At 45.3% G+C, this 24,128-nt stretch carries 26 protein-coding genes; 20 read left to right on the forward strand and 6 right to left on the reverse strand.

Features of this window, described 5'->3' with window-relative positions; translation table 11 throughout:
- Positions 1–87 precede the first annotated feature (87 nt).
- The 9 genes from K0O23_RS06945 to K0O23_RS06985 all read left to right on the forward strand — a co-directional run bounded on the left by K0O23_RS06945 (position 88) and on the right by K0O23_RS06985 (position 6,906).
- Positions 88–759 carry a DUF4290 domain-containing protein gene (locus K0O23_RS06945; protein ID WP_219876678.1) on the forward strand — a complete coding sequence of 224 codons (672 nt, stop codon included), beginning with the start codon at positions 88–90 and terminating at the stop codon, positions 757–759.
- Positions 760–764: 5 nt separating this feature from the next.
- Positions 765–2,069, forward strand: coding sequence for a UDP-N-acetylglucosamine 1-carboxyvinyltransferase (gene murA, locus K0O23_RS06950; protein WP_219876679.1), 1,305 nt, complete (start codon positions 765–767; stop codon positions 2,067–2,069).
- A gap of 189 nt (positions 2,070–2,258) precedes the next feature.
- Positions 2,259–2,903: a hypothetical protein gene (locus K0O23_RS06955; protein WP_219876680.1), complete on the forward strand. Its 645-nt coding sequence runs from the start codon at positions 2,259–2,261 to the stop codon at positions 2,901–2,903.
- Between the two features lie 107 nt (positions 2,904–3,010).
- Positions 3,011–3,376: a DUF2200 domain-containing protein gene (locus K0O23_RS06960; RefSeq protein ID WP_219876681.1), complete on the forward strand. Its 366-nt coding sequence runs from the start codon at positions 3,011–3,013 to the stop codon at positions 3,374–3,376.
- Between the two features lie 88 nt (positions 3,377–3,464).
- Positions 3,465–3,902, forward strand: coding sequence for a PH domain-containing protein (locus K0O23_RS06965; protein ID WP_219876682.1), 438 nt, complete (start codon positions 3,465–3,467; stop codon positions 3,900–3,902).
- Positions 3,903–4,004: 102 nt separating this feature from the next.
- A complete protein-coding gene (locus tag K0O23_RS06970; RefSeq protein WP_219876683.1) occupies positions 4,005–4,346 on the forward strand; it encodes a zinc ribbon domain-containing protein YjdM in 342 nt (113 codons plus the stop codon).
- A gap of 67 nt (positions 4,347–4,413) precedes the next feature.
- Complete coding sequence (locus K0O23_RS06975) at positions 4,414–5,202, forward strand: HipA family kinase (protein WP_219876684.1); 789 nt, start codon at positions 4,414–4,416, stop codon at positions 5,200–5,202.
- Positions 5,192–5,575, forward strand: coding sequence for a DUF3037 domain-containing protein (locus tag K0O23_RS06980; RefSeq protein WP_219876685.1), 384 nt, complete (start codon positions 5,192–5,194; stop codon positions 5,573–5,575). The genes K0O23_RS06975 and K0O23_RS06980 overlap by 11 nt, the downstream gene beginning before the upstream one ends.
- Positions 5,576–6,063: 488 nt before the next feature.
- Positions 6,064–6,906, forward strand: coding sequence for a 1,4-dihydroxy-2-naphthoyl-CoA synthase (locus K0O23_RS06985; RefSeq protein WP_219876686.1), 843 nt, complete (start codon positions 6,064–6,066; stop codon positions 6,904–6,906).
- 295 nt (positions 6,907–7,201) lie between these two features.
- Here the strand turns inward: K0O23_RS06985 and K0O23_RS06990 are convergent, their stop codons facing one another.
- The gene (locus K0O23_RS06990; RefSeq protein ID WP_219876687.1) at positions 7,202–8,380 is read right to left on the reverse strand and encodes a THUMP domain-containing class I SAM-dependent RNA methyltransferase; all 1,179 of its coding nucleotides are present in this window, start codon (positions 8,378–8,380) and stop codon (positions 7,202–7,204) included.
- Between the two features lie 244 nt (positions 8,381–8,624).
- On the opposite strand from K0O23_RS06990, the gene K0O23_RS06995 reads away from it, so the two are divergent.
- From K0O23_RS06995 to K0O23_RS07010, 4 genes are all read left to right on the forward strand, one after another.
- Complete coding sequence (locus K0O23_RS06995; protein WP_219876688.1) at positions 8,625–10,385, forward strand: sodium:solute symporter family protein; 1,761 nt, start codon at positions 8,625–8,627, stop codon at positions 10,383–10,385.
- A 191-nt stretch (positions 10,386–10,576) separates the two neighbouring features.
- Positions 10,577–11,593, forward strand: a complete 1,017-nt coding sequence (gene murB / locus K0O23_RS07000) for a UDP-N-acetylmuramate dehydrogenase (RefSeq protein ID WP_219876689.1) — start codon at positions 10,577–10,579, stop codon at positions 11,591–11,593.
- An 88-nt stretch (positions 11,594–11,681) separates the two neighbouring features.
- On the forward strand, positions 11,682–12,119 hold the full coding sequence (locus K0O23_RS07005) for a hypothetical protein (protein WP_219876690.1): 438 nt from the start codon (positions 11,682–11,684) through the stop codon (positions 12,117–12,119).
- A gap of 34 nt (positions 12,120–12,153) precedes the next feature.
- Complete coding sequence (locus K0O23_RS07010) at positions 12,154–12,588, forward strand: hypothetical protein (protein ID WP_219876691.1); 435 nt, start codon at positions 12,154–12,156, stop codon at positions 12,586–12,588.
- 53 nt (positions 12,589–12,641) lie between these two features.
- Here K0O23_RS07010 and K0O23_RS07015 read toward each other — a convergent pair whose 3' ends face one another.
- Positions 12,642–15,041 (reverse strand): endonuclease MutS2, encoded by a 2,400-nt coding sequence (locus K0O23_RS07015; protein ID WP_219876692.1) that lies wholly within the window; start codon positions 15,039–15,041, stop codon positions 12,642–12,644.
- Between the two features lie 186 nt (positions 15,042–15,227).
- Between K0O23_RS07015 and K0O23_RS07020 the strand changes: the two genes are divergently transcribed.
- The 3 genes from K0O23_RS07020 to K0O23_RS07030 all read left to right on the forward strand — a co-directional run bounded on the left by K0O23_RS07020 (position 15,228) and on the right by K0O23_RS07030 (position 16,921).
- The gene (locus tag K0O23_RS07020) at positions 15,228–15,686 is read left to right on the forward strand and encodes a YhcH/YjgK/YiaL family protein (RefSeq protein WP_219876693.1); all 459 of its coding nucleotides are present in this window, start codon (positions 15,228–15,230) and stop codon (positions 15,684–15,686) included.
- Positions 15,687–15,771: 85 nt separating this feature from the next.
- Complete coding sequence (locus K0O23_RS07025) at positions 15,772–16,242, forward strand: DUF4348 domain-containing protein (RefSeq protein WP_219876694.1); 471 nt, start codon at positions 15,772–15,774, stop codon at positions 16,240–16,242.
- Between the two features lie 187 nt (positions 16,243–16,429).
- Positions 16,430–16,921, forward strand: coding sequence for a GyrI-like domain-containing protein (locus K0O23_RS07030; RefSeq protein WP_219876695.1), 492 nt, complete (start codon positions 16,430–16,432; stop codon positions 16,919–16,921).
- A 43-nt stretch (positions 16,922–16,964) separates the two neighbouring features.
- Here the strand turns inward: K0O23_RS07030 and K0O23_RS07035 are convergent, their stop codons facing one another.
- Positions 16,965–18,020, reverse strand: coding sequence for a serine hydrolase domain-containing protein (locus K0O23_RS07035; RefSeq protein WP_219876696.1), 1,056 nt, complete (start codon positions 18,018–18,020; stop codon positions 16,965–16,967).
- A gap of 188 nt (positions 18,021–18,208) precedes the next feature.
- Between K0O23_RS07035 and K0O23_RS07040 the strand changes: the two genes are divergently transcribed.
- Positions 18,209–18,517, forward strand: coding sequence for a putative quinol monooxygenase (locus tag K0O23_RS07040; protein ID WP_219876697.1), 309 nt, complete (start codon positions 18,209–18,211; stop codon positions 18,515–18,517).
- Here K0O23_RS07040 and K0O23_RS07045 read toward each other — a convergent pair.
- The 3 genes from K0O23_RS07045 to K0O23_RS07055 form a co-directional block, all read right to left on the reverse strand.
- Positions 18,514–19,290: a TIGR02757 family protein gene (locus tag K0O23_RS07045; protein WP_219876698.1), complete on the reverse strand. Its 777-nt coding sequence runs from the start codon at positions 19,288–19,290 to the stop codon at positions 18,514–18,516. The genes K0O23_RS07040 and K0O23_RS07045 overlap by 4 nt on opposite strands.
- A 267-nt stretch (positions 19,291–19,557) precedes the next feature.
- On the reverse strand, positions 19,558–20,553 hold the full coding sequence (locus tag K0O23_RS07050; protein WP_219876699.1) for a septal ring lytic transglycosylase RlpA family protein: 996 nt from the start codon (positions 20,551–20,553) through the stop codon (positions 19,558–19,560).
- A gap of 14 nt (positions 20,554–20,567) precedes the next feature.
- Entirely contained in the window at positions 20,568–21,344 is a 777-nt protein-coding gene (locus K0O23_RS07055; RefSeq protein WP_219876700.1) for a DUF4905 domain-containing protein, read from the reverse strand.
- Between the two features lie 262 nt (positions 21,345–21,606).
- Here K0O23_RS07055 and K0O23_RS07060 point away from each other — a divergent pair, with 262 nt between their 5' ends.
- The 3 genes from K0O23_RS07060 to K0O23_RS07070 all read left to right on the forward strand — a co-directional run bounded on the left by K0O23_RS07060 (position 21,607) and on the right by K0O23_RS07070 (position 24,115).
- Positions 21,607–22,959, forward strand: a complete 1,353-nt coding sequence (locus tag K0O23_RS07060) for an NfeD family protein (protein ID WP_219876701.1) — start codon at positions 21,607–21,609, stop codon at positions 22,957–22,959.
- A gap of 92 nt (positions 22,960–23,051) precedes the next feature.
- The gene (locus tag K0O23_RS07065) at positions 23,052–23,393 is read left to right on the forward strand and encodes a hypothetical protein (protein ID WP_219876702.1); all 342 of its coding nucleotides are present in this window, start codon (positions 23,052–23,054) and stop codon (positions 23,391–23,393) included.
- A complete protein-coding gene (locus K0O23_RS07070; protein ID WP_246596973.1) occupies positions 23,390–24,115 on the forward strand; it encodes a DNA alkylation repair protein in 726 nt (241 codons plus the stop codon). The genes K0O23_RS07065 and K0O23_RS07070 overlap by 4 nt, the downstream gene beginning before the upstream one ends.
- Positions 24,116–24,128: the final 13 nt, after the last annotated feature.

A 24,128-nucleotide genomic window follows, 5' to 3' on the forward strand; every position in this document is an offset into this window, starting at 1 on the left:
CAAAATTGAAAACTCACCGTAATTCTTAATTCGGCATTGCACAAAGTGCATATATATTTCTAAATTTGACCCTTTACACACGATATAATGGAAGCGAGTACATCATTTAAACAAGACCTTTTGCTGCGCGAATACGGCCGCAATGTGCAGGACCTGGTAAACTACATTTCTAAGGTAGAAGACCGTTCGGAACGCACGCGCCTGTCGCAGTTACTTATAAACCTGATGGCCAAGCTAAACCCGCAGCTACGCGATACACAGGACTACCAGCAAAAGCTCTGGAACCACTTGTTTGTGATGTCTGGCTCTACCCTGGATGTGGATTCTCCGTACCCGCTTAGCGCTATGGAGTACCTCAACGATAAGCCGCAGCGCATGGAGTATGCTACCGAAACACCACGTTTTAAACACTACGGTACAAATGTGGAGTTACTGATAGAAAAAGCGACTGAACTGGAGGATGAGAAGGAGCGCGAAGCTGCTATTGTCTCCATCGGAAAGCTGATGAAAACCCTTTACAGGTCTTATAACAAAGACAGTATCACGGATGATATTATCATGAACGATATACGCCAACTGTCTAAGGGCAAGCTGAACCTGGACCAGAGCCTGATCGAGAACAACAACCTGTTCGAGTCTAACATTGGCGGTGGCGGCAGGCAGCAGGACACACAGCAGCGCAGCCAACAGCAGAACCGCGGTGGCGACAACCGTGGCCGCAAACCTCAAAGATCCTCTTCCAATCAAAGAAACAAATAGCATAAATGGCTTCATTCGAAGTAAAAGGTGGCACCAAGCTTAAAGGTGATATTTACCCACAAGGGGCAAAAAACGAGGCACTCCAGATATTGTGTGCTGTTCTGCTTACCGCAGAACCTGTTACCATATCTAATATCCCGGACATCAGGGATGTAAATAAGCTGATAGAACTACTCGCAGGACTTGGCGTAACAGTTACTCGCAAAGCACCAGACACATATACTTTCCAGGCTGATAACGTGAACCTGGATTACCTTGATACGGAGGCATTTATAGAGCAGGGCCGTGCCATCCGTGGTTCTGTAATGATCGTGGGTCCGATGCTGGCCCGCTTCGGTAAAGCCAAAATGCCTAAACCAGGTGGCGACAAAATAGGCCGCCGCAGACTAGACACGCACTTTATCGGTTTCGAGAAACTGGGTGCTACGTTTGAGTACAGCTCCGAAGAGAGCTTCTATGGCGTACACGCAAACCGTTTAAAAGGCGCTTACATGCTATTGGACGAAGCCTCTGTAACCGGTACTGCCAACATATTGATGGCTGCCGTACTTGCCGAGGGTACTACCACTATTTACAATGCCGCCTGCGAGCCTTATGTGCAGCAGCTTTGCCGCATGCTTAACCGCATGGGTGCCAAAATTAGCGGTGTAGGCTCAAACCTGCTCGTAATTGAGGGTGTAGATAAATTGGGCGGCACTGAGCACCGTATGCTGCCGGACATGATCGAGATCGGTTCGTTTATAGGCCTTGCCGCCATGACGGGTTCTGAGATCACCATCAAAGATTGCCAGATAGCAGAGCTTGGTTTGATACCAGATACTTTCCGTAGCCTGGGCATTAAAATGGAATTTCGTGGCGATGATATTTTCATACCTGCTCAGGACCATTACCAGGTAGAAACCTACATAGACGGCAGTATACTGAATATTGCCGACCACACCTGGCCAGGCTTAACACCAGATTTGCTGAGTGTAGCTTTAGTTGTGGCTACGCAGGCCAAAGGCACTGTGCTGGTACACCAGAAAATGTTCGAGAGCCGCCTGTTCTTCGTGGACAAACTGATAGACATGGGTGCCCAGATCATACTTTGCGATCCGCACCGTGCTACCGTTATTGGCTTGGACAATCAGATGCCCTTACGAGGTATCCGTATGTCTTCACCAGATATTCGTGCCGGTGTAGCCCTGCTTATTGCAGCCCTTTCTGCCGAAGGCACCAGCATTATTGACAACATTGAGCAGATTGACCGTGGTTACCAAAATATTGATGGCCGCTTAAATGCTATCGGCGCACAGATAAGAAGAATCTAAAGTATAAACATATACTTGATGTTAAGAAAGAGCACCTGTTGAGGGTGCTCTTTTTGTTTTTTGTTGGGTTTAAAAGTATATATTTAGGGGTATATTGTATGGCAGAAGTATAATACCATACATAGTGTATATAGTAGGAGTAGGTACTCCTGTTAACCGTTAGTTGGGTAAAATAAAAAGTATTAAGAATTGAAAGAGCTTAAACATACAAGAATGTTATTACAGGTGTTAGCCTGTCTTTTCCTTATGTTACTGTCTTGTTCTGAAAAAAGCTCCCGAGATTTATATAAAGAATTAACAGTAAGCCCAAAGCCAGAGAACCTGCAAAGTCCGCAAAAGATAAAAGCCATTGAAGACCCAGAACTGCGAGAAAGAGTTTCAGCAAACTTTCAGGTAGACCAAGATGAGTATGCAAAATTAGTTTCGGAATACGGAAGAGCTATAGCTGAAAGGAAAGCCTTTAGCAAATCCTTTATCAAGTTTGCCGAAATAAGTAACAGGGACATGTACGTAGCGGATTATTATCACCTAAGCAGTAGTGAAGTCAAAAATGACACATTGTTACTAAACTTTGAAGCTAAGGATTTAGTGGGTGGGACATACTTTGGTTTTATAGTTACCAATGGGAAATTCAAGGGCAGGTTTGGGCATACTCTACGGTGCATGACTGACGAAGTGCCTGCAGTTGTTGTCCAATACGACAGCCTTACATTAAACAAGAACAGTTATATAAAAGGCGACACCATTTATGGGGAGTACTTCATCAAAGCTTTGAATAAAACGGATGATGTAGAATTTCTGTCAAAGGGTATGTTTAGAAGTATAGTAGAATAAAAATTACTTTACCCAACCCAGTTCAGCCTTAACTCTTGCTACGCTACGGGCTTCGGCTGCACAAGTCCGTTATAGTCAAGGTGAAAATAATCAATAGAAATTAAGTAATGAATACAACACCTGAACACGATGAACGAATTGCAAAAATGACATTTGCGTCTGTATATCCACACTATGTTACTAAAATTGAGAAAAAAGGCAGAACGAAAGAAGAATTGCATCAGGTAATCGAGTGGCTGACAGGTTATGATGAAGCGATGTTGCAAAAACTTATAGAAAAGAAGGTAACCTTTGAGCAATTCTTTCAGAACGCATCCTTACATAACAATGCCCATCTGATAACGGGTGTAATATGCGGCTATCGGGTGGAAGAAATTACAAATCCATTAACACAACAAGTTAGGTACCTGGATAAGTTAGTGGATGAGTTAGCGAAAGGGCGAAAAATGGAGAAGATTTTGCGAACATCATAGAATATCAGTCCTCACAACAATGTACATAAGACAAGCTTTGGTTACGTCTCTCCCTTTATGTACCAACCGTCATAAAGTTTAACTGCTTATGAAAATTTATAAAGCGAAGAAAAAAGGTTTTATCCTTTATCTATTATTAGGTGCATTGATTCCTCCAATTCTAGTGCTTTCCTTAGCTAATGACATATTTTCTGAAGCCGGCACTACTTTGTTTCTGATAATATTTTCACTTTCAATTCTTCCAATTAGTTTACTTACCTGGATATACTTAGATACCTATTATAAAATAGAAAATGGGAAACTGAGATATAAATCAGCATTTTTAAAAGGTGAAATTGATATAAGTACAATCAAAAAGGTCATAAGTGGACAAACCATGTGGGTCGGAGTTAAACCAGCCCTAGCCAAAAACGGTTTGATAATTCAGTACAATCGATTTGATGAGATTTATATTGCACCAGAAAGCAATAATGAAGTTATAAATGATTTATTAGCTGTAAATAAAGACATTGAAGTAGCCAAATAAATACTTTAATCCCAACACCTTATAGGAGCCAGTATTCTGCTGCGCCTCGCTCACATCATGGATAAGCCCCTTCTATTCAACCAAAAATAGTAATTTAGCACCATGTCTGAAGAAATGAAAAATTGCCCAAAATGTAATTCACCTTATGGTTACGCTATGGGAAAAGATACTTACGCTTGCCCTGAGTGCGGAAACGAGTGGAACCCGAATGAAGTGGAAGCAGAGGCCGGATTGAAGGTAATAGATGCTAACGGAAATCAGCTTCAGGATGGAGATTCTGTGGTTGTCATCAAAGATTTACCCGTAAAAGGTGCTCCAAAACCTGTTAAGGCAGGGACAAAAGTTAAAAATATACGCTTAACAGACGGAGACCATAACATTGACTGCAAAATAGATGGCTTTGGCTCTATGGCACTTAAGTCTGAGTTTGTAAGAAAGGCATAATGCATCCGATACTGCACTACATATCAAGCATTAGTGCTTAAAAGTATAAATCCCGTATTAGCTTTTTATGAAGTATAATCCACCCGAACTCAGAACCGTCGACGTGATACGCTACGTAACTCCGCTGCGCGAAGGCGGTTCGCTGCCCGCTCTTGTAGAGGCCGACGATGAGTTTCTGTATGTGCTTAAATTCAGAGGTGCAGGGCAAGGTATAAAAGCTTTGATTGCAGAACTTATCTCCGGCGAGATTGCCCGCTTGCTGGGCTTTAGAGTGCCCGAGATCGTGTTTGTAAACTTAGACGAAGCCTTTGGCCGCACCGAACCCGACGAAGAGATACAAGACCTGCTACGTGCCAGCGAAGGTCTTAACCTGGCACTGCATTACCTTTCAGGAGCCATTACGTTTGATGCTTTGGTAAACGACGTGGATGCCCGACTTGCCTCGCAGATAGTATGGCTCGATGGCCTGATCATGAATGTAGACCGTACCTGCCGCAACACCAACATGCTGATGTGGAAGAAGGAACTGTGGTTAATTGACCATGGCGCGTCTTTATACTTCCATCATAACTGGGACAATTGGCAAGAGCAGGCCAAACGCCCATTTGCACAAATAAAAGACCATGTGCTGCTGCCAAAAGCCACAGCAATGGAAACTGTAAACAAGGAGTCCAAAGCTATACTTACCCCTGAGCGCATTCAGGCAATTGTGGCTTTAATTCCGGATGAATGGCTGACAGGCGGAGAATCTCCGTTTAGTTCTGCAGAAGAACACCGCCAGGCATACGCCACATTTTTGGATCATAGAATAGCTAACTCAGAAGTTTTTGTGAAAGGAGCTCAAGATGCAAGATAAGCACTTGTTTGAGTATGCTGTAATACGCGTAGTACCTCGTGTTGAGCGTGAGGAGTTTGTGAACGTGGGTGTTATACTTTACTGCCGCAGCCTGGGTTTTCTGCACACCGTTTATGAACTGAACGAAGAACGTCTGCTGGCTTTTTGCAAGGATCTGGACCTCGAAGAACTCAGGGAAAGGCTTCAGGCTTTTGAGCGCATCTGCAAAGGTCGTTCCGAAGGTGGCCCTATCGGGCAACTATCCATTGCAGAGCGTTTCCGGTGGCTGACAGCTGCACGCAGCACCGTAGTGCAAACCTCAGCTGTTCACCCTGGCTTGTGCACCGATGCCCCAGATATGCTGAACCATTTGTACACCCAATTGGTGTTGTGACCTCCCCTTCCCCCTCCTAAAAACAGGAGGGGAAATTTTTAATTATCCACTGGCGCCAGCATCCAACTGGTGCCGCCAAGTGTGTGCGAGTCTCCGGACTCGCTTTTGCAGCAACGTGGTTCAAGCATCACTATAGTTGTTGTTCCGGACTTTCTTGTTCCAAACCTGATCTGAAATTTACTAACTCGCTTTCTAGCTTATCTAACCAAAAGACCTCGCGGTGTCCGGAGGTCCCGCGAGTGTCTAGATTGCATAGGCTCCTGCTCCGTAGCCCCAGACACTCGCGGGTCGTAAAGACGCCGCGAGGTCTTTTGCATTCTGACAGTATCAGCGTTTTAGTTAGTCCAACTGCCACTCTTCCCTATTTAATCCGATAGCTTAAAGTATTGGCTTCCTCAAGCTAAGGTTCAAGACAATTGAATTTACTTAATCCAAAAACCATTTGAGCCAAAGTATAGAAAAGGCTAACTTGCATCAAATATAAAGTTATGAGCAAAATAGACTGGAAAACCGTTAAGGATTACGAGGATATAACCTATAAAAAAGCAGGCGGCGTTGCACGTATCGCTTTCAACCGACCTAACGTGCGCAATGCGTTCAGGCCCAAAACCGTATTCGAACTATTTGATGCCTTTCTGGATGCCCGTGAGGATCACTCGATAGGTGTAGTGTTGCTTTCTGCGGAAGGCCCCTCCACGAAAGATGGCGTTTACTCTTTCTGCAGCGGCGGCGACCAGAATGCGCGTGGCTTCCAGGGATATGTAGATGAGTCTGGGACCCCGCGCCTGAACATACTGGAAGTACAGCGCCTGATACGCTTCATGCCGAAGGTAGTGATTGCCGTAGTACCGGGTTGGGCAGTAGGTGGCGGCCACAGTCTACATGTTGTCTGCGACCTGACATTAGCCAGCAAAGAGCACGCAATATTCAAGCAAACCGATGCCGATGTTACCAGCTTTGACGGTGGGTATGGCTCTGCATACCTGGCTAAAATGGTAGGCCAGAAACGTGCCCGTGAGATTTTCTTCCTGGGAAGAAACTACTCAGCACAAGAGGCTTACGACATGGGTATGGTAAACGCTGTTATACCTCACGACGAATTAGAAGATACTGCTTACGAATGGGCTCAGGAGATATTGGCAAAATCTCCGACATCAATCAAAATGCTGAAATTTGCATTTAACCTGACCGACGACGGAATGGTTGGCCAACAGGTATTTGCCGGCGAAGCTACCCGCCTTGCCTATATGACCGAAGAAGCAAAAGAAGGCAGAAACGCTTTCCTGGAGAAACGCAAGCCAGACTTTAAGAATATCCCCTGGATATCTTAACTCAAGAATAAAGTATAAGCAGAGGCCTGTTGCAGTAATGTGGCAGGCTTTTGTTTTTTGATTTATTGGCTGCAGGGTGTGGAATCTAACCACCCCTGCCCCTCCTTGTCTGAGGCGGGGAGCCTGCTATTACTTTATTAAATGTTGCTAAAGCTTAACCTCCCTTCTACTAAGATCCTTAACAGGATGACAAAAAAGAGAAAGTTGCTACTACTGTGATGGCAGAAGAAACAGTAAGTAAAATTCCCCGCCTTAGACAAGGAGGGGTTAGGGGTGGTTGTGGACCCTGTTGAGGCTACTCCTCTCCCCCACTCCTGCGTGAACCTCGGTACAATTCATACTTTAGCAGGCGGCAATCTATTGGGCCATTGTAAAGCGGGGTACGGCGTGAGGTACGCAGTCCTATACTTTTGGCTGCTTCCAGGTTACCAGTAAATACAAAGGCATCAAAGCCCTGGTAGTTATTCTTTAAGGTGTCGCCAATGTTTTTGTATAGCAGGTTGATGTCATCGGACTGAATGCGCTCGTTGTAAGGCGGGTTCATTACCAAAACGCCCTGCTCTGCTGGAGCATTTGTCTCAAAAAAGTTAGCTTCCTCTATTTTGATAACGTCCTGCAGGCCGGCATTTGCAATGTTGGTTCGTGCAGCCTCAATGTAATCAGGGTCTATGTCGTAACCGATGATCTCGGCCTGTGGCGTTTTTCTTTCTTTGGCTTCAGCGGTATTCCAGACCATTTCAAACAGCTGTTCGTTGTAGTCTTTCCAGTTCTCAAACCCAAACGGGTCGCGGCGGAACAGGCCGGGTGCCATGTTCTGGGCCATCATGGCTGCCTCTATCAAAAAAGTACCCGATCCACACATGGGGTCTATAAAGGTAGATTTTTTATCCCAGCCAGAAAGCGCGACAATTCCCGCAGCCAACACCTCATTTAGCGGCGCAACGTTGGTTTGCAAACGATAACCGCGGCGGTGCAGCGAGTCACCCGACGAATCCAGCGACAAAGTAACCATGTTCTCATGCATGTGCAGGTTAATCCTGAAGTCTGGCCTGATCCTGTCTACGGAAGGCCGTTCGCCAGTTTTCTTACGGAACTGGTCTACAATGGCATCTTTGGTAAGCTGGGCCACAAACAGCGAGTGCTCAAAGGTAGAGTGACTTACAACGGCATCAATGGCAAAGGTTTGTTCCAGGTCGAAAATATCGGCCCAGTTTATTTTTTGCACCTGCTCGTACAGGTCTTTCTCATCACGGGCCTTAAAGTTTTTAATAGGCTTAAGTATACGGATGGCGGTGCGGCACCACAGATTAGCCTCGTACAACTGACGCAGATTACCTGAGCAGCTCACAGCACGGTTGCCAACTTTAATATACTCCATATCCAGGTCGCGGAGCTCTGCTGCTAATACCTCTTCTAAACCAGACAGGGTGGTTGCAATAATGTTAAAGTTTTCGTTGTGTTTCTGCTTAGCCATACCATTTACTAAATTCTGAATGCAAAAATAGCTTAAAGGAATTACGAATCACGAATTATGAGTTAGAATTTAGGAATACGAGGTTTTAAAGCATTCTAAGCACAAGCTGCTTTTTTAAAGATTTGTAATTACTGATTAGTAATTCGTAATTTATATTTCCTTTTCTTAATTTACGCTTTTTAATGCAGGCTTTTATACTTAAACCGGCAAGGTCTGGCAACTATCACCCTTTTAAATACCCAACATGCATCTCGACGTAATCGACTGGATTGTAATGGCCGTTTTCGGCATCCTGATTTTAGGCATTGGTATAAGTTATACTGGTAAGGCAAGCGGCAGTTTGGCCAACTACTTTCTGGGAGGCCGGAATCTGACCTGGTGGGTTGCAGGCACCTCTATGGTGGCTACTACGTTTGCCGCCGACACCCCGCTTGCTGTTACCGAACTGGTTGCCCAGAGCGGTATATCCGGTAACTGGCTCTGGTGGAACATGTTGTTGGGCGGTTTGCTAACCACTTTCTTCTTTGCCAAGCTATGGCGCCGTGCCGGTATCATCACCGATCTGGAGTTTATCGAAATGCGTTATTCCGGCAAGCCAGCCTCTTTTCTACGTGGTTTCAGGGCAATTTACCTCGGCATTTTTATGAACAGTTTGATCATTGGCTGGGTAAACGTGGCCCTGATGTCCATAATCGAAGTATTCTTTGAAGTGCCGAAGTCGGAGCAGCTGTTTTATGTAGCTATTGCCATGCTGGTTGTGGTTACCTATTCTTCGCTTTCCGGATTACTGGGCGTTGCGATTACCGACGTGGTGCAGTTTGTGATTGCCATGACAGGCTGTATCATACTGGCCATACTGGTTGTAAACTCAGAACAGATAGGAGGCATTTCTGGATTGAAAACAAAACTGCCAAGCTGGTCTCTGGACTATTTTCCAAGTATAAGCTCCGGAGAGGCAACAGCTTCGGGAGTGGCTAAATCGCTTACGCTTTCGCTGGGAGCTTTTCTGGCGTTTACTACAGTGCAGTGGTGGGCCAGCTGGTATCCGGGTAACGAGCCTGGCGGCGGCGGTTATATTGCCCAACGCATGATGAGTACCAAAAACGAGAAACATGCCCTGTATGCTACGCTTTTCTTCCAGATAGGCCATTACTGCATTCGTCCGTGGCCGTGGATCATTGTGGCGCTTTGCGCGGTTGTTTTATATCCTGATCTTTCTGCTGCCGACAAAAAATTAGGCTATGTAATGGCCATGAAAGACTTCCTTCCAGCTGGCCTCAAAGGTTTGCTGCTGGTGGCTTTTTTCGCCGCTTACATGAGTACAGTATCAACACAACTTAACTGGGGTGCCAGTTACATTATCAACGACTTTTATGGCCGCTTCATCAACAAAGAGGCAAACCAGAAGCAGTTGGTAATGGCTTCGCGTATTACAACTGTCTTGCTTATGATCGTTTCACTGGCTGTAACTACCCAAATCACTTCTATTTCAGCAGTTTGGGTATTTATTATGGAGGCCGGTGCTGGTTTGGGTTTGGTACTTATACTTAGATGGTACTGGTGGCGCATTAACGCCTGGAGCGAGATTGTGGCTACCATTGCGCCGTTTATCGGGTATGGCGTGGCACGTTACGTAATGGGTTGGGAGTTCCCAAACAGCTTCTTCCTTACGGTTGGCTTTACGACAGTAGCCTGGATCGTAGCAACCTACATCACCCGCCCTACGCCGATGGCAAAACTGCATGCGTTTTACGAGAAGATCCAGCCAGACGGCGCCTGGGCACCAGTACGTAAGTCACTGGATTTGCCAAAACCTAAAACAAAGGTGTTTCACCTGCTTATTGGCTGGATTTCGGCAGCAGTGATGGTATACTCTACCCTGTTCCTTATCGGCGACCTGATCTTCCAGAACTATACCCGTTTTGCCATGTGGCTTGTTTTTGCTTTAGTGGCTGGTTTCACAATGGTTTATACTTCCAAACGCATCAACTTTTTCCAGGACTGATTTTTGAGGTAGAAAGGTAGACCACAGATTAAAGGGATTTGATTGATTTTATAGATTTTAAATTCTGCCGCAGAATTAGCAATAGCGTAATTTGAGGCAGTGCTGAATCATACTTAATCAGTTTAATCCCTTTAATCTGTGGTCTAACTATTTAACTCAATTCATTACCTTTGCTAGTAAAATTACCGCTTATGAAACTGCAGTCCGATTATTCTCTTAAGGCTTATAATACCTTTGGCATTGATATAAAGGCAAAACTTTTTGTGCAGTTTAGCACTGTGCAGGAATTGCAGGAGGTGTTACAGATGCCGGAGCTACAGCAGGAAGAGAAGCTGGTATTGGGCGGTGGCAGCAATGTGCTCTTCACCAAAGACTTCGATGGCGTGGTAATGCGCAATGAGATAAAAGGCATTGAGGTGCTGCGCCATGACAATGAGCATGTTTATGTGAAGGCCGGCAGTGGCGAAGTATGGCACGACTTTGTACTTTATACTTTAGAGCATAACCTGGGTGGCCTGGAGAACCTATCGCTTATACCTGGTTCGGTGGGTGCTGCCCCACTGCAAAACATCGGAGCTTATGGGGTAGAGTTAAAAGATGTATTTCATGAACTGGAAGCTGTAGAACTGGCAACCGGCGAAATCCATACTTTTGACAATGACACCTGCCAGTTTGGCTACCGCGAAAGCGTATTTAAGAATAAACTAAAGGGCAGGTATGTTGTAACAGCCGTTACCTTTAAACTAAACAAAGAGCACAGGCTAAATACAAGTTACGGAGCCATCCAAACCACGCTGCAGGAGATGCAGGTGCAGCAGCCAACAATACAAGATATAAGCGCAGCCGTTTGCCATATCCGCAGTACCAAATTGCCCAACCCAAAAGAGATAGGCAATGCCGGCAGCTTTTTTAAAAACCCGGAGATCCCGCTAAAGCAATTCGAAAACCTGAAGGCACAGTTCCCCGGCATCCCTTCTTACCCGGTATCTGACACCACTGTTAAAGTACCGGCTGGCTGGCTGATTGAGCAATGCGGCTGGAAAGGCAAAGTAATTGACAACTACGGCGTACACAAAAACCAGGCGCTGGTACTTGTAAACTATGGCGGTGCCAAAGGCGAACAGGTACGTCAACTGGCCTTCGATATCATTGATTCTGTAGAAGATAAATTCGGTATCAGGTTGCACCCCGAAGTAAACATCCTATAATTTAAAATAAAGTATAAAAATTAGCTTATATAGCCTAAACCTTATCTGCATAGCTACGATATAAAAGGATATTTAATCTTTTGCAGCTATGATAAGAAAAGAACTATACACTTTATTTTTTGCCCTCCTAACACTTACCTTTTTTGCCGGATGCGGCAAAGACGATGATCCGGGGCCTGTAACTAAAACCGATTTACTGGTGGCCAATGAGTGGAAAGGCGACCAGGTACAGGTAAATGGCATCGATGTTTCGAACAGGCCAGAAGTAACCGGGCAGATCGGCCAGATAAAGACCGTACGCCTTAAGTTTGAGAAAGACGGGACTTACAATGCACGGTTTACTACCAGCATGGGCGAACAGACACAGTCTGGTAACTGGAGCTTTAACGAAGACGAGACAAAAATGACCTTTGAGCTTTACGGTGAGGTTGACATTAAAACACTTACAGAGAATAACCTGGACATGACATCAAAGATTCCGTTTCAGGGAGTGCAGTTTAACGCCGAAGTTATGTTTGTGAAGTAAGCACTTACATTTAAATCATTTTAAGTATAGTATTATGCCTAAATCCAGACTACTTCCGTTACTGCTTCTCTTGCTAACCGTAGCTTTTACCAGTTGCGACAAAGACAAAGACGAAGATCCGGCTCCAACAAATACCGACTTCCTTACTGCGGGTACCTGGAAAGGCTTCGGCATTTATTATGCAGGCCAAAACCTTACAAATGAATTTGCAGAGGATGGGTATGATATGACAAAGTATAGCCTCAGGTTTGAGAAGAATGGTAATTTTACGGAGACTTACGACGGCTCCTCTTCACCCGGGAAATGGGAGTTTGCGAATAATGAAAAAACTATACTTCTTAATAAAGGCACATCTGATGAGTTTCCACTTACCGTTAATAAGCTGGATGCACAAGAGTTATATATTGAGTACACCATTGAATTTGACGGAGATGAGTATATACTTGAGGAAAGGTTTAAACTTAACTAAAACAGAAAAGGCTCCTTGATCAGGAGCCCTTTCTCTTTTTATAGCGTTATACTTTACTTCAGTACCGCCAAGGTAGCACCGTTACCGCCGCGTTCCTCAGCCTCGTTGCCAACACTGGCTACTTCAGGCAGCGAGTATAAATAATCGCGCACTACCTGGCGCAACACACCGTTGCCACGGCCATGCACTATTTTAATCTCCGGAATGCCAAGCATGATAGCCTCATCGGTAAAGTTCATCACTTTATTTAAAGCATCTTCGGCATACTCTCCGCGGATATCCAGGGTAGAGCCAAAATCGGCCATGCGCTGCGTAATGTTCATACCACGGGTATAACCTTGATCTGCTTTAGTTTCAGCAGCTTTTTTCTGCTTGGCTACCTGGCCCTCTATTTTTTCGAGGTTATCAACCTTCACAATCGTTTTGAGGCCACCAAAAAGTACCTCGGCCGTTTTACCTTTTATACTTACCACCTGGCCTACAGAGTCCTGGCCTACCAGCGCCACATTATCGCCTTCTTTTATACTTGCGTTGGCAAGGCGTTTATGTGCAGGGCGGGGGTCTTCTTTGCGTACCTGCTCGTTGGCAAAAGTTTCCAGTTCCCGGCGAGCCTCTTTGGTTTGCTCTTTCTCGGCCTGGCTCTGCTTTATCTGCTGTATGGTAGCCTCAATTTTCTGGTTGGCATCCTTTAATAGCAATTTTGCTTTGCCTTTGGCCTCGCGCATAATGTCCTGCTTGCTCTCTTCAAGGTAGTTCTTCAAGTCACCATACTCTTTCACGTTGCGCTTTAGCTTCTGCTCCAGTTTGGTAGCCTCCATCACCTTCTTTTCCAGTTCCTGCTTCTCAGTTTCGAGTTCTTCCAGTAACCTGTCGTAGCGTATCTTGTCTTTACCCACCAGGCTGCTGGCTTTGTCTACAATAGCTTTTGGCAGACCAATTTTACGGGCAATCTCGATGGCAAACGATGAACCCGGCTTACCGATCTCCAGTTGGTAAAGCGGCTGCAGGTTTTTATGATCGTAGCGCATGGCACCGTTGATAATGCCTGGCGTTTTCTCTGCAAAGTTTTTCAGGTTGGTATAGTGCGTGGTAATCACACCGTATACTTTGCTGTTATTAAGCGTTTGCAACACAGCCTCGGCAATGGCACCGCCCAAAACCGGCTCTGTACCCGTACCGAACTCGTCTATCAGCACCAGGCTTTTATGGTCGGCCACCGTCACAAACTTTTTCATGTTCGTGAGGTGCGAGCTGTACGTACTCAGGTCGTTTTCGATGGACTGCTCATCCCCGATATCGATAAAGATATCATGGAAGATACCTGCCTCTGAACCATCCTCTACCGGAATCAGCATACCGCATTGCACCATGTACTGCAGCAAACCCACAGTTTTTAAACTAACAGATTTACCACCGGCGTTTGGTCCTGAAATAAGCAGGATGCGCTGGTCGCGGTTCAGTTCCAGGTCCATGGGCACGGTTAGCTTACCTATCTGACGGTGTGCCAGGTACAGCAGCGGGTGCATGGCCTGTTTCCAGTTAATGTGTGGGTACTTGTGCAACGTTGGCCTGTAAGCCTCTACCCTGCGTGCAAATGCCGCCTTAGCTCTGATAAAGTCCAGGAGACCCAGGTACTGGTAAGCTTTGCGCAGCTCCGGAATGTAATGGCGCAGCGTATTGGTAAGGCCCACAAGTATACGGATCAGCTCACGGTGGTACGCGTTCTCCAGATCTTTAATATCGTTGTTGAGTTCGAAGATAGACTCTGGCTCAATGTAAACTGTCTGCCCTGTGGCCGACTCGTCGTGAATCAAACCTTTGATGCGGCGCTTATGCTCTGCGATAACAGGAATAACCAAACGGCCTCCGCGAATGGTTGGCTCTACGTCAGAAGGTGTCCAGCCTTCGTTTTTGGCGTGACGGATGATAGACTGTATCTGCTTGCGAAGTATGGCCTGCTGCGAGATCAGGTCGCGCTTCAGGCGCTGCAGTTCTGGTGTGGCATCATCGCGCACGGCACCGGCATCGTCTACAACTTTATCCAGGGCAGCTATCAGCGAACGCTCTACAGTTACGTTGGCACCCAAGGCTTTCAGGGCTTCATACTTTCCTTCTTCAGAACCGGAGATAAAGCGCAGCGAGTCGCGGATAGTGCGCAGCGACATTTTTATCTCGAAGAAGTGTACCACGTCAAGGTATGCACCCTCCAGGGTAGCTCTGTCGAGGTAAGCGTTTACGTCGAAGTAGTGCTGCAGCGGAATTTCTGCGTCAGACTCCAACAGCTGTTTAAACTCGTCGGTTTGCTGTAGCAGGCGGTCCACCAGGTCGTGGCGGTTAAGGAATTGCATGCGGTTTACGAACTGGCGCCCCAGCGGGCTCAGGCACAATTCAGAAAGCATTTCCCGAACCTGCGCAAACCCAATTTTTATTTCGAAATTATCTGGATAGATCAATGTTTATCTCTTAATTTAAGGCAAATTTAGCATTTAATAACAAGTATAAGCAGGTGTTTTGTTCGTTTTGGCAACCTTGTTTTTGACAAAAGAAAATGTGACAAAGGACAAAAGAACTCTATACCTGTTTTAACTCTCTAACTCGCTAACTTTTTAACTTTCTAACTTTTTAACTCTCTAACTCAAATGGTTCTCGATAAACTCGCTAACGCACAGCGCTACTACACGTTGCACCCACTCTTCGAAAAGGCTTTCGCTTACCTCCGAGACACTGACCTGGCAAAAGTGCCAACCGGCGTGCACGAAATTGAGGGCAGAAAACTGTTTGCCATTGTATCGGAGGGTGCTGGCGTAACTGAGCAGGAGTATAAACTGGAGGTCCACCGCAAATACATCGACATACAGTATGTGATAGCTGGCACCGACCATATGGGCTGGAAAGACCTGGCACAGTGCGAAATGCCCAACGACCCTTATAACGAAGCCCGCGACGCTGCTTTCTTCCCTGACAAAACGGAGAGTTGGTTCTATGTGCCTGCCGGCTCCTTCACTATCTTCTACCCCGACGATGCCCACGCCGCCATGGTTACCGGTGAAAATGTGGTGAGAAAGGTGGTATTGAAGATAGCAGTGGAACGTAAGTAAACTCGCTCTGACGATTACGGTTCTCTATTGATTCTGATTTAAAATCGTATCAGTTTAATTTTAAATTATACCTAGAGGAGATGTTATGAAACTTTCCTATTTGACCTTTTTCAAATTTGCGTTAAGTTTTCTGACTTCATGTAGTGAAAGAAGTGATCAAAGTTTGAGTGGAGGCTCTACAGAATATAGAACCGATACAACAGCAACTTTAAATGACAGTAAAATCTATCCACTAACTGATATTGATGAGAATTTTGAAATATTTCTTAGTCACTTTAACAGAGTTTCTGTATTTCAAACAGCACGTATTGATTTTCCCTTGATGTACAAAGAAGTAGATATGGACTCTGAAAATTTAAGTTTGATAGAAGGAAAAATAGAGAAGCCAGACTTTCTGAAAATGGATTTTACTTTCGATAAAAGTATGGCTGATAGGACTGTTGATGCATATACTCAGGATATTGATGTTAGGAACAATAAGGCTACTATTATGATAAGAGGAGTAGATAATGGGATTGCTACCGATTATTTTTTTGAGAAGAGAAGTGGCAAGTGAATGTTAGTTTATTTTGAAGACCACTCGACTTAAAATCTTCCCTTAACAATTGCTGTTCACAACTTCGTAGAAAAGTTACAATCAAACAAAAAGCCATTTATCTAGCTATGAAACAAGACTTAGCTTTTATACTTCGAATCTCATCACTTATGAATGAAGTAAATTATTAAGTACAAGCACTCAGCCCATGCAACAACCTCAAATCCTAAACACCTCACCTAAATACCTTATAGGCATACGCACCACCACTACCCTTTCGGCTAACAATGCAGTGGCTCTGTGGGCCAGCTTTATGCCGCGAAGGAAGGAAATCGCAAACAGAATAGAACAGGCTTTATACTCCGTGCAGGTTTACCCTGAAAGTACAAGTATGGATAAATTCACCCCAGAAACGCAGTTTGAAAAGTGGGCGGCAGTGGAGGTAACAGAGGTCGACACTATTCCGGAAAGTATGGAAACGCTTGAACTGGCAGGTGGCATGTATGCGGTGTTTCTGCACAAAGGTCCAGCCAGCGATTTTTATAAAACGGCGCAATACATTTATGGTACCTGGCTACCCAACTCAGAATATCAACTTGACAACCGGCCGCAATTTGAAGTGATGGGAGAAAAATACCTGGGCCATGCTAATCCGGATTCGGAGGAAGAAGTATGGGTGCCGATAAAACTAAAAATATAGCCCCTGTTTCAAACTCCAAAATAAGTAGAACCCATTGTATTTCTTACCTCGTCAATTCCAGTAATCGCCTTACCAGGTCAGAGTCCAAACTTGTCTCCGGGTAACGCTGCAGTACATCCAAAAAGCTGGTGAGCAGGTGTGGGTTATCAGCTAAGTTCGAAAAGTATACTACCAGCAACTGGCTCTCCGGCACCCGTATTACCAGGTTACTGAAGCCGCAGGTGTTGCCGGTATGGTACATCTCCAGGCTACCATTGCTACGCCTAGAGTAGAACCAGCCCATGCCGTAGTGCCAGTTCAAATTATCTTCGATCAGAGTATTTATACTTGGTAAGGTCTTATCCAGCTGAAATGCTTCATGCTTCTCCAGCCCATTGTGCCACTTCAGGAAGTCCTGCACCGAAGTATAAATGCAGCCATCGCCTTTCGTAGCACTGCATGTGCTTTGGTCGGAGAAAATGGCCTCTCCAGTTACACTCAGAGTATAGCCCATTGCACGGTTTGGTATACTTTTTCCGGCCTCGTAAAGCATTGTATTGGCCATACCCAAAGGCAATAAAATGTGCTGCTGCAAAAATTCGGGATAGGTTAAGCCTGATACCTTTTCCACGAGTAGCGCCAACAACACATAGCCGGTGTTGCTATAGCGGTACTGCGAACCTGGCTCGAAAAGTAAATGAGGTTGCTCGGCTATTATCTCCAGCACTTCCTCATCGCGCACCTGCTCCTGACGGCTGTCATCTACATAAGCTTCATAATCTGGTAATCCGGAGGTGTGGCAAAGCAGGTGCTTTATACTTATTTCGTTGCCGAGGTGTGCCAGTTCCGGGAAATAGTTTTGCAGTTTATCCTCGTACGTAAGCAAACCCTGCTGTTGCAACAACTGTACACACATGGCAGTAAATTGCTTTGAAACTGATGCCAACCGGAAATTTGTAGCCAGGTTTATACGCTTACCTGTTTCCAGATCAGCCAGCCCTATGCTGTTTTCATAAAGCACCTCTCCTGCCCTGGCCACCAATATAGCTGCCCCCGGATTGGTGTCGGAGTAGTGGGTATGCAAATGTGCGTGGACTGCCTGAGATAGAGTTTCAGCCATGGTTTAGGGCTTGTTCGGTACTAAAGTATAAAATTATATTCTCTGTAGCTATGGTGAATTCGATATCAAACCATTATTATACTTTACATAATATAGCAACCACACACTTATCTCGAATTTATATTTCAAATTTGGTATTTTAGCTATCTTTCCTAACAGATTTACGAAAGCACTTTAACATTTATACTTTGAAAAAATACGGATTACACGGCAATCTAAAGGCTCAGAACGGCCTTGGTAAAGAATTGGCAGCTATACTTTTACAAGCCTCTGCACTTGTTTCAACGGCAAAAGGATGTCATTTATACTTAGTAAGCACAGACAAGCAAAACCCCGACACCATCTGGATCACCGAAGTTTGGGACAGCAAAGAAGACCATGACAGCTCACTGCAACTGGATGGTGTCGGCGCTTTGATCTCACAGGCAATGCCGTTACTGGCAGGTAAACCAGAGAAAGGACTTGAACTGGAAGTTTTGGGTGGAATTCCTGCTTAAAACTTCTCCTCTACTCCCAGCCCAAATAACGCATAATCATACTTTACCGGATCGGTCGGGTCAAATGATCTGAGATGATCAGTCAGTTCTTCGGCAGTTTGCCAGTCCATGCCTTTGCGTGTGATCAGGCCTAGTTTGCGGGCTACTCGCTCCACATGCACATCGCAGGGACAAACAAGATCGGCAGGTTTCATCATTTCCCATATTCCAAAATCTACTCCTTTGTCATCTTTCCGTACCATCCAGCGCAGGTACATGTTCATGCGTTTGCAGGCAGATTTTCGTGCCGGAGTAGAGATGTGCTTTTTGGTACGGTGCGGGGCATCCTCCAGGCTAAAAACCAAATCGTGAAAGTATGCCAGCCTGTCTTTCTGATACCTGATCTCGTTGTGCACGCCTGTAAAAGCAGTTTCAAGGCTATCGTGCTGGCTGTAGTACCATCTGAAAAAGTGTAGCAGGTATAGCAGGTCTGTATCGTTAAAAGTGCGGTGCTTGAAGCCAAGAAAACGCATCAGGTCCTGCTCCTGGTGGTTTAGAATGAAATCATGCGGGGCATTGTCCATCAGGTTCATCAACTTTATGCAATTATTGATGATGGTTTTACGCTGCCCCCAGGCAAGTATAGAAGCAAAAAAGCCACTTATCTCTATGTCCTGTTTTTTGGTAAATCTATGCGGAATAGAAACCGGATCATTCGGAATAAAGTCAGGCTGGTTATACTTGTTCACCCTGTCGTCGAGTAAGGCTTTTATGGCGGCGTAACCTTGTTTCATGTTGTAAAGTACGGGAATTTGAGTGAATGTTTACCTCCCCGTATTACCCCCTCCTAAAAACAGGAGGGGGTAATACGGGGATATTTTATACTGCTTTTTGACTTCCTTACTGAATTCCATATTCTCAAATCAGATACAGAAAATTCTGTAATAATTACTCACAAAAAGCACCCCCTCCTGTTTTTAGGAGGGGGCAGGGGGAGGTAACAAAAAACGCCTGAACATTACTGCCCAGGCGCCTTACTTCTACTTTATACTTCACTAGCCTTACGGCATATAAGAAACCTCTACTCTGAATTTTTGATCTACGGCACCCAGTTTCTGGTAGGCCTTTTTAGAGATACGCACCACCACTTTATCGTTGGCTCCTGTTTCGGGTAACTTTCCTATAACGCGTACATACACCACCTGGCCGTTCATGGCATTCTTTACCTGCATAATAGTGCCCACAGGAGCCGATTTATGCAACGCCAGATATTTATTTGTGTCGGCCTTCGGGTCAATCATCTCGGCCATGCCGCTTTCAATTATCTTTTTAACACCTGATGCAGGATTCTCTTCTTCAGGCGCTTCTTCTACACGCTCGTTCGCTGCCACAGTAGTGGCTGGAGTGGTAGTAGCTGTTGATGCAGTTGTTGTAACCGGAGTTGAAGTATTGGAAGTTGAAGCAACAGCTGTTTCTGCTGCCGGCTTCGTCTTTGTCATTTCATCGTCAGGCTCCGGAGTATAAACTGGTTTTTTGGTAGGCGTTGCCATACCTTTGCCAACAACAAGCTCTGAGCCTACACTGATGCTATTGTCCTTGAGGTTGTTCCAGAGCTTGATATCCTCTACAGTAATGTTGTGCTGGCGTGAGATAGAATAAAGTGTTTGTTTTGGTTCTACAGTATGCAGCTTATTACCAGCGTTGTTTACGGTGTACGTACGGTTGCTGGCAGCCGGCGCAGCCGGAGTAGTTTTAGCAGCAGAGGCTACAACTGTACTAGATGCACTACTATACTTACGTGGAATAAGCACGATCTCCCCTATTTTTATGGAAGACTGCACATGCGGATTTGCTTCCACGATCTGGGCAACCGGTGTGTTATACTTTCTCGATAAAGCGTAAAGCGTTTCTTTCGGCTCTACCTTGTGCTGCACAAAAAGCTTTCCGTTTTTGCGCTCCACACCAACCGAATCACGAACAGCTGTAACCTCAAAGGCATTAGCCGAAAAAGAGAGCAAAGGCACTGCTACAAGAGCAACTAATAAAGATCGAACCATGGCTAAAAATTGTACTATGCTAAAAGTGAGTATACCTGCAAAATCTGTTTGTCGAGCAGCAGGTATAACCCGAGGTTAAAGATAAAAAAAGTATCTGAACCTATGCCACTTAATCCGCTGCCAAGTTTAACTTTTAAACGCAGCTTACCTTCTAAATCATATATAACCACAAAATTATCTAATTCACCACTCTCCGCTTGCGCATAGTAACTTATTACTATACAAGAATTTGCCTCTGCATATGCTATACCCTGCACCGGCCTGGCACCTGATTGTTCAATTAAAAAATTGCACACATCCTCAAAGTATGACTCTCCCTGCATATAAAGCACAGGATAAACGCAGTCGCGGTACCGGTCACTACTAAAATCTGAAACCTGCTGAGCTGCTCTGTACTGGCTTATATCAGTTTGAATTGTATCTCCATTTTCAGGACCAATTATTGTCAGGGCTTCTTCGGGTGCATTGGGGTTATACACCAGCATGCCTTCTTGAGATAAGCCATAAAAAGCCATGTCATCCAATGACCATTCCTGGTTTCCTGTATCAGCGCTTAAAGCAGTTATACCTTTATGCTGCCCGGTTTTACGATCTCCGTATCCGTGTAAATATACCATGCCATACTGCGCATCTTCCAGCCCCTGCCACCATGCTTTTGAAGGATTAATATCCAGCTTTTGAAGTATAAAGCCAGCCGCATCCAAAGTATAAAAATGGGTGAGTAGCAGGTCCGGGTCGCGCACCTCCAGGGCCAGCTTCCGGCAGGCAGTATCGATGCGGATACGCCACACCGGCGCCTGAAAATCGTATGAATAGAGTAAGGAAAGTATAACCTTGTGTTTTTTTGTTATATTAGAGCATGTTTAAAATTCATCCTTTGCGCTGCAAACTGCCCATAAAGGAACCTGACTCCACCTTTTTTTCGCCACGTAGCGCTGCTATGCGGCTCTAAAAACGTTTCGCCAGAACCCTTTCTGTTCAATTTTCGCTCACAAAAACGAAATTTAAACAAGCTCTTATTGCCAGATTGGACTTCAACCAGCCCCCTAAATTATGAAAACCTATTCAAAGCATTGGTATATATCGTTTATTTGCCTGCTATGCCTGCTCTTTAGCCCTGCCATACTTTTAGCCCAGAAAGCAAAGCAAAAGGTGTTGGTGATGGAAATAAAATCGGAAATTGACCCGCGCACCAATCGCTACACCGAACTGGCCTTTGATGAGGCTACTGCCATTGAGGCAGACCATGTATTACTGATACTAGATACGTTTGGAGGCGCCCTGAACGATGCTGACGAGATCCGGACACGCATACTGGAGTACCCCAAACCGGTGTATGTGTTTATTAACAAAGATGCTGCCTCTGCGGGTGCACTTATTTCGCTGGCCTGCGACAGCATTTACATGGCTCCGGGTGCGAACATTGGTGCTGCTACTGTAGTGGGTGCCGACGGACAAGCTGCTCCGGGTAAATACCAAAGCTACATGCGCTCCATCATGCGCTCAACAGCCGAGGCTAACGGCCGCAACCCCCGCATGGCCGAGGCGATGGTAGAAGCCAGTGTAGATACTACCCTGTCGGCAGGTCAGGTGCTAAGTTTAACCACTTCAGAGGCTATCAAGTATGGCTTTTGCGAGGGCGAAGCCGCAAATATGAATGAGGTGCTTGCGAAGTTAAATTTGCAGGATGCTGAGATCGTTACGTATCAACTAAGCACCACAAACAAAGTCATCTCCTTTTTCCTGAATCCGTTTATCAGCGGCATACTTTTGCTCGTAATTATCGGAGGTTTATACTTTGAGTTACAAACGCCGGGTGTTGGTTTTCCGTTGGCAGCAGCTGTGGTGGCAGGCACTCTATACTTAGTACCTTACTACCTGAACGGACTGGCAGAAAACTGGGAGATTCTACTTCTTGTGGCCGGATTTATACTTATACTACTGGAGGTTTTTGTGATACCCGGCTTTGGTGTGGCAGGCATCAGCGGTATTGCATTGGTAATTGTATCCCTGGTACTTGTCATGGTAAATAACCAGAACTTCGATTTTACATTTGTACCATCCGAGCAACTAATGCAAAGCATGGCCTCTGTTGTAATTGGCATGGTGGGCGCGGCTATATTTATTGCTTTTACCTGGAACAGGCTGGTGGGCAGTAAAGCCATGCAGCGGCTGGTGCTCAATAACAAGTTCAATAGCGAGGAAGGTTACCGCTCTGCTAACACCGCCGAACACCTTATCGGTAGGGTAGGCATTGCACATACACGCATGATGCCAAACGGACGTGTCATGATCGATGATGTGATGTATGATGCCCAGGCCCGTGATGGCTACATAGAAAAGGGCGATAACGTTCAGGTGATCGATCATACTACATTCTCATTGCGGGTTAAGAAAGTGGGATAATGAATGATGATTTAAGATTTGCTCAGACCTCGCATACTTTTCGCCCATTGCGTTAAATAAATTATACCCCACCTAAAAACTAAACCCCTTATATGAAACTAGCACCCTTATTCCTAACCATTATTACAGCTTTAACTATGTCAGCCTGCCAGACCACACCCCAGGACGAGAACGAAGCCATTACCACAAAAGCCACCTTGCTTTGGTCCGGAGAGATTGCTGCGGATGGGTGCGGTTTCGAGATCGAAATTGACGGCAAAACATATCTTCCGGAAAACGAAGATGCTATACCGGCTTCATTTAAAGATAGCGAAAGCTCTGAAGTGCAACTTACTTACCTGCCACTGGAGGACCAGATCGATCGCCGTTGCGGTATGATACCTCAACCAAGAGTAATGGATGCAGTAAAAGTTGTTTCTGTGAAGGCCTTATGAACTGGAGTTTATCCATGACCACACCAGAAATAATGCAGCAACTTGCCAGTCTTGGCTGTGAAACCACTAAAAATACGCTTATTAAACACGGCGCCAGAGAACCCGTTTTCGGAGTTAAAGTAGGTGACCTGAAGCCTATTCAGAAAAAGGTTAAAAAGAACCATATGTTAGCCATAGAGCTATACGCCACCGGAAACTCAGACGCCATGTACCTAGCCGGCCTCATTGCCGACGAGAAAATCATTACAAAAGAAGACCTGCAGCGCTGGGCAGAACAGGCATACTGGTATATGCTCAGCGAGTATACCGTAGCATGGGTAGCAGCAGAAAGTAAATATGGGTTTGAGCTTGCCAAAGAGTGGATACAGTCTGATAATGATAGAATTGCCACAGCCGGCTGGTCTACATTATCTAACCTGGGAGGCATAAAACCCGACACCGAACTGGACTTGGATTACCTAAGCCAGCAACTGGATCTTGTGCAGGAAAACATACACAGCAGCCCAAACCGTGTGCGCTATACGATGAATGGTTTTGTAATTGCCATGGGAGCTTTTGTGCCCGCACTAAAAGATAAAGCAAAGGCAGTTGCAAAAGCTATCGGCAAAGTAGAGGTAAATATGGGCACCACTTCTTGTAAAGTGCCGGTTGCCCTGCCTTATACAGAGAAAGTAGAGATGATGGGCCGCCATGGCAAGAAAAAGAAAATGGCCCGCTGCTAAAATGCCCGTACTT

It is taken from the genome of Pontibacter aydingkolensis, assembly GCF_019443125.1.
GTDB classification, from domain to species: domain Bacteria; phylum Bacteroidota; class Bacteroidia; order Cytophagales; family Hymenobacteraceae; genus Pontibacter; species Pontibacter aydingkolensis.